The following is a 5,579-nucleotide window of genomic DNA, read 5'->3' as shown; positions in this document are numbered from 1 at the left end:
CGTTTCGGCGGCTTCGCTTTCCTCGCTTTCGGCTTCCACCGCGTTTCCGCGTTTTCCGCCTCCCGGACTCTAGCAGATCTTCCGACCCGCTTTTCGTCCGTTGCTTCGTGCTTTCGGCCTTCGAAACTCTCGTTTCCCCGGCTTCCGGCTCTTCGAGCTTAGCAGATTCGGTAACCCGTTTCTGCCGTGCTCCGGCCGATTGGAAATTCCAAAACCACATGCACAAGAACAGCAAATAGCCGAACCCGTCGCGAATGAACGCGACCGATGATCGAGAAATTCGATGGTGATGCTGCGGCAGGAGTGCGATCCTTGACGGACGCCCCGCTCGGCTCTGGCAGAGACTACCAGACTGTCGCGCCGTTGAACAACTTCGCGACAACCCTTCGAATCTACGTGTGCGGTCGGTGGGCTGTCAAGATCACCTCTTCAGGCGACCATCGGCAGTTCGTCCGCGACGTCCGAGGATGCCACATCCCCCCGCTCTCCGGCGAATTCGGCCCGCCGACCCAGGATCAGCACGTACCCGAGGAACAACGACTCCGCCGCCACACCGATCGCGATGCGGCCCCAGGTCGGTAGGCCGGACGGGGTCACGAAGGCTTCGATGACGCCGGATACGACCAGAACCAGGGCCAGTCCGACGGCCATGCCCAGGGCGATCCGGCCCTCCTCGGCGATCGCCCTGGCTCTGGTGCGCGGGCCCGGGTCGATCACCGTCCACCCCAGGCGCAGGCCCACGCCGGCCGCGATGAACACCGCGGTGAGTTCGAGCAGGCCGTGCGGCGTGATCAGGCCGAAGAACACGTCGAGTCGACCCGCGTCGGCCATCAGACCCGCCGAGACGCCGACGTTCATCGCGTTGCTGAAGACGATGAACAGCACCGGCAGGCCCAGCAGGATGCCCAGCGCCAGGCAGCCGGCCGTCACCCACGCGTTGTTCGTGGCCACCTGCGCGGCGAAGGAACTCGCGGGCGCGCTCGAGTAGTAGGTCTCGAAGTCGCCGCCCGGCCGGGTCATCTCCCGGATGTCCTCCGGCGCGGCCACCGCGTCGCGTACCGCCGGGTCGTGGGCGACCCATGCGGCGATGATCGAGGCCAGTGCGAGGAACGCCATCGCCGTCACGCTCCACCAACGGCGACTGCGGTAGACCGCGACCGGGAATCGAACGGTCAGGAAGAGCATCGCGTCCCGCCAGGCCGGCGTGCGGGGTGCGGTGACCGCCGAGCGGGCTCGCGCGGTCAGTGTGGAGAGTCGGCCGACCAGCATCGGGTCCGGCGCGGCGGAGCGGATCGTCGACAGGTGGGTGGCCGTGCGGCGGTACAGCGTGACCAGCTCGTCCACCTCGGGTCCCGACAAGCGCCGTCGGCGGCGGGTGAGTTGTTCCAGGCGTTCCCACTCGTGGCGGTGTACCGCGACGAACACGTCGACATCCATACGGTGCATCCTCTCTGGGAGCGACATCGACGCACACACTGGAGGTGGACGTGTCCGAGCTCGTCACGGGAGAAGCGGTCGCGCTCGACCTGCGCCCCGCGCGGTTGCCCAGCCGGGCACTCGCGATGGTGATCGACCTGGCCGCGCAGTTCGCGCTGCTGTTGCTGACGGTCTGGCTGGTGTCGCTGGCGGTTCCGGACGCGGACGAGGCGCTCGTGGCGGCGTTGTCGTTGTCGATCCTGGTGTTGGTCCTGATCGGCTGGCCGGTGGCGTGGGAGACCGTGACGCATGGGCGCTCGCTCGGGAAGATGGCACTCGGGCTGCGGGTGGTTCGCGACGACGGTGGGCCGGTCCGGTTCCGGCAGGCGCTGGTGCGCGCGTTGCTCGGGTTCTTCGTGGACTTCTGGACCACGGTCGGATGCGGCGCGGTGTTCTCGTCGCTGGCCTCGAAGAACGGCAGACGTCTCGGGGACATGGCGGCCGGGACGTTCGTGGTGCGTGAGCGCACCCCCGGTGCTCGGCAGCTACCGCTGCCGCTGCATCCGGCCGCCGCGGCGTGGGCGACCGGAATCGAGCTGTCGGGGTTGACCGACGAGCTCGCGTTGGCGATTCGGCAGTACCTGTCGCGGCGCGGTGAGCTCGATCCGGCGATAGAGGCGTCGCTGGGCGAGCGGCTGATGGTGGACACCGCGAACCGGATCGGGATGGGGCCGCCGCCCGGAATGCATCCGGTGGTCTTTCTCGCCGCCGTACTCGCCGAGCGCCAGCGCCGGGACTGGGAGCGGTACACGGCCGCCCGACACGGATACGCCCCCAGCACCCCTCCTCCCGCCGGATCGGAATCGGGATCGGAATGGGGCTCGACACCGACACCAGGACCAGGACCGGGACCAGGACCGACGCAGACCCCGGCCTGGGTGCCGACTCCCCCGCCGGTGCCCCAGTCCCCTCCCACACCGCGACCTCCGGCCCCGCCCGCCCCACCCGCCGAGCCCGCCCCACCCGCCGAGTCCGCCAAGCCCATCGAGCCCACCGAACCGGCCCAGCCCGCCCCGCCCTCCCAGCCCTCCGAGCCCGCCCGCCGCAAGGATCCCGGCTTCACCCCGCCGTCGTGATTCGGCGGTTCGGCGGGGTGTCGAGGGTTTCCAGTTCGATGCCGGGGGCGGCGAGCACCACGTCGCCGCTCAGGTGCACGATCGCGCGGTCGCCCGTGGCCAGGTCGTCCACCTCGTAGCGTTCGACGATCAGGCCGTCGTGGGTCTCCACCGCCGCCAGCGTCCAGGACTGGTCCACCGTGTGGGCGGCCAGCACCGGTTCGGTCAGCGCGATCAGGCGCAGCCGGGCGGTGCCGCCGGGGGCCAGGTTGAGCAGGGTCGCGGTGGCGATCAGGAAGGCCGGTGAGCGGCCGGTGAAGCCGGCGGCCTTCGCCTCGGCCTCGGTCGCGGGCACGTCCAGGGTCGGGTCCGCCGCGGCGCGCAGCCACACCACGCCGGCGGTGCCGTCCACGACCGTCGCGCCGCCGCGGACCCGCCAGCCGCCGGCGAGCGCCTCCAGGCGCAGCGGTCGGCCGCGCGCGTCGAGTGTCAGGTCGATGCCGCTTCCGGTGTAGCGCCAGCCGATCGGGCCGGGGGCGCAGGAGAAGCGCTCCGTGCCGAGGGGGGTGCCGTCGTGCGGGTCGTGGAAGGAGTAGCTGCCTGAGGGCATGCGCGGACCCTACGACACGGTGGGTCCGCCGGCGGCCACCACGCGGGTGAGCAGGGCGAGGAAGGTGGCTCGTTCGGCGGGGTCGAGCGGGGCGAGGAGTTCGTCCATCGCGGCGTCCACGAGCGGTTCCTGCCGGGCCAGGCGCTGTTCGCCGGCCTCGGTGGTGGTGATCGCGTTCTTGCGCCGGTCGCGTGGGTCGGGGGTGCGGGTGACCAGGCCGTCGGCCTGGAGGGAGTTCAGGATCGTGACCATGTCCTTGGGGTCGACGGCCACCGTGCGGGCGAGTTCGGCCTGGGCGACGGGGCCGTACTCCTGGACCGCGATCAGGACCAGGTGATGCAGCATCGGCATGCCGTCGCCGGCCAGCGCCGCGCGGACCAGTCCGCGGCCGTGCGCCGCGGCTCGGCCGAGCAGCCAGCTCGGCAGGACGCGGATCCGGGCGGGGGCGGGCAGCTTGTCGACCATGGGCGCAGCCTACCCGGGAATCATTGGACTTTCCCACGATCCATCAAATATCGTTGGAACTTCCCATGATTTCTGGAGGTGTGTGTGCGTCGCGTTCGCTATTACGAGTACGGCGGTCCCGAGGTGCTGCGTGTGGAGGATGCCGAGGCGCCCGAGCCGGGGTCGGGCGAGTTGCTGATCCGTACCGAGGCGATCGGGGTGAGCCTGCCGAGCGTGCGGAAGGTGCGCGAGGGCGGGCTGCCGCTGCCGGGGGTGGTCGGTGGGGACGTGGCCGGCGAGGTGTCCGCGGTCGGCCCGGACGTCACCGGGTACGCGGTCGGGGATCGGGTGGTCGCGATCTCGTTCGCGAACGCGTACGCCGACTTGGCGCTCGCGCCGACCTTCACCGCGTCGCACATCCCGGCCACAGCGAGCGCCGTGGACGCGGTCGCGCTGGTGCGTGGCGGGCAGGTCGCGCTCGGCGCGCTGGCCTCGGCCGGCTCGGTCGAGGGGAAGTCCGTACTGGTCACCGGTGCCGCGAGCGGGGCCGGTCACCTGGCCGTGCAACTGGCCCGCACGCGCGGCGCGCGGCGTGTGGTGGCGGCCGTCGGCTCGCTCGACAAGGCCGACTTCCTGCGTGGCCTGGGGGTCGACGACGTGGTGCGCTACGACGCCGAGTCCTGGGGCGAGCCGGTCGACGTCGTCCTGGACGGCGTCGGTGGTGACGTGTTGCCGCGCGCGGTGGCCGCGCTCGCCCCATTCGGGCGGCTGGTGTTCTTCAACTCCGGCGGCGGGACCGTGCCCGCGTGGGAACTGCTCGCGGGCGCGCGGACGATCACCGGGATGTCGATGGCCCGGTTCTCCACCGCGTTCCCGGACTTGTACGAGCGGCATCGGCGGGAGTTGTGGGACCTGGCACTGTCGGGCCGGTTGCGGGTCGCGGTGCACGAGACGTTCGCGCTCGCGGACGCGGCGAAGGCGCACGCGGTGATCGAGGCGCGCGCCAATCTCGGCAAGGTCGTATTGCGGCCGTAGGCGGAGTCGGTCACGAGCCGGCCACTCGGTCACTCGGCCGGCCCGCTCACCTGGTCAGCCCGCGCACTGCGCGAGCATCGCCTGCTTGTCCGCGTCGGTCACCGGCAGGTCGTATTTGATCGAGACCTGCGCGTAGCGGACCACGTACGAGCAGCGCACCGCCTTGTTCGGCGGCAGCCACGTCGCCGGGCTCGAATCGCCCTTGCCACCGTTGATCGGGCCGTCCACCGCGAGCAGGTTGAGCGGGTCGTTGGCGAGTCGTCGGCGCTTGTCCGCGTCCCACTGCGCGGCGCCCATCTGCCAGGACGCGCTGAGCGGCACCACGTGGTCTATCTGCACCGCGGACGCCTTGGCCTTGGTGAACGCTATGTCCTTGCCGGAGTAGGGGTCGGACAGCGTCATGGTGGTCACGACACAACCCTTGGCGTCCTTCCATCGGGTCGCCAGGCCGTCCCGCTTGAGGATGTCGTCGCGCGTGTCGCAGCTGTTCCGGCCGAACGGGACATCGGTGACGCTGTCGGTCCAGGCCGGCCCGTACTTCTCCCGGCCGTAACCGGTCTGCGGGCCGCGGCCCTTGGTGTTCACCCGCTCGATCAGCGCCCGGGCCCGGGTCAGGTCGGCGGGCGAAGTCAGCGGCGCCAGGCCCGGCTTGACGCCTTGCTCGTTCTCCAACGGGTTCGCCGCGGCGCTGCCGCCGGGGGCCTGCTCCGGCGCCGAGGCGGCCGTGGCGGAGTCGGCGCCCGCCGCGGATTCGGCCGTGGAGTCGTCGCCCTGGCAGGCGGTCAGCGCGACCGCGGCGAGCAGGATGGATATGTACGTCCGCCGTTGCATGCGACCGCCCCCCGAGGGATGTCGTGTGTCGTTGGTCGATGGCTACCCGCAACAGGCCGGGGGGGGGGGGGGGCGGGGGGGGGGCGGGGGGGGGGGGGGGGTCCGAGTCTTCCGTCCCGGCGGGCGGC

6 protein-coding genes are annotated in these 5,579 nt (G+C 71.3%); 2 read left to right on the top strand and 4 right to left on the bottom strand.

Annotated features, from left to right (window positions below; translation table 11 throughout):
* Window positions 1-429 precede the first annotated feature (429 nt).
* Window positions 430-1,437, bottom strand: a complete 1,008-nt coding sequence (locus ACZ4FV_RS51555; protein WP_465328341.1) for a stage II sporulation protein M — start codon at window positions 1,435-1,437, stop codon at window positions 430-432.
* A gap of 50 nt (window positions 1,438-1,487) precedes the next feature.
* Here ACZ4FV_RS51555 and ACZ4FV_RS51550 point away from each other — a divergent pair, with 50 nt between their 5' ends.
* Window positions 1,488-2,552 (top strand): RDD family protein, encoded by a 1,065-nt coding sequence (locus ACZ4FV_RS51550; RefSeq protein WP_465328339.1) that lies wholly within the window; start codon window positions 1,488-1,490, stop codon window positions 2,550-2,552.
* Here ACZ4FV_RS51550 and ACZ4FV_RS51545 read toward each other — a convergent pair.
* Both ACZ4FV_RS51545 and ACZ4FV_RS51540 read right to left on the bottom strand, forming a co-directional pair.
* Entirely contained in the window at window positions 2,536-3,141 is a 606-nt protein-coding gene (locus ACZ4FV_RS51545; protein WP_395874519.1) for a hypothetical protein, read from the bottom strand. The two genes, ACZ4FV_RS51550 and ACZ4FV_RS51545, sit on opposite strands and share 17 nt — an antisense overlap.
* 9 nt (window positions 3,142-3,150) lie before the next feature.
* Window positions 3,151-3,606 (bottom strand): MarR family winged helix-turn-helix transcriptional regulator, encoded by a 456-nt coding sequence (locus tag ACZ4FV_RS51540; protein ID WP_465328337.1) that lies wholly within the window; start codon window positions 3,604-3,606, stop codon window positions 3,151-3,153.
* Window positions 3,607-3,690: 84 nt separating this feature from the next.
* Here ACZ4FV_RS51540 and ACZ4FV_RS51535 point away from each other — a divergent pair, with 84 nt between their 5' ends.
* A complete protein-coding gene (locus ACZ4FV_RS51535; protein ID WP_395874515.1) occupies window positions 3,691-4,620 on the top strand; it encodes a zinc-binding alcohol dehydrogenase family protein in 930 nt (309 codons plus the stop codon).
* A 54-nt stretch (window positions 4,621-4,674) separates the two neighbouring features.
* Here ACZ4FV_RS51535 and ACZ4FV_RS51530 read toward each other — a convergent pair whose 3' ends face one another.
* A complete protein-coding gene (locus ACZ4FV_RS51530; RefSeq protein WP_465328334.1) occupies window positions 4,675-5,451 on the bottom strand; it encodes an HNH endonuclease family protein in 777 nt (258 codons plus the stop codon).
* Window positions 5,452-5,579: the final 128 nt, after the last annotated feature.

The organism is Embleya sp. NPDC025285, assembly GCF_055558835.1.
This window is presented reverse-complemented; position numbering and strand designations above follow the sequence as displayed.

What these genes read in the sequence shown, in the direction of transcription:
- ACZ4FV_RS51555 (WP_465328341.1), bottom strand. Translation starts at nt 1,437, where the DNA reads ATGGATGTCGACGTGTTCGTCGCGGTACACCGCCACGAGTGGGAACGC.
- ACZ4FV_RS51545 (WP_395874519.1), bottom strand. Translation starts at nt 3,141, where the DNA reads ATGCCCTCAGGCAGCTACTCCTTCCACGACCCGCACGACGGCACCCCC.
- ACZ4FV_RS51540 (WP_465328337.1), bottom strand. Translation starts at nt 3,606, where the DNA reads ATGGTCGACAAGCTGCCCGCCCCCGCCCGGATCCGCGTCCTGCCGAGC.
- ACZ4FV_RS51530 (WP_465328334.1), bottom strand. Translation starts at nt 5,451, where the DNA reads ATGCAACGGCGGACGTACATATCCATCCTGCTCGCCGCGGTCGCGCTG.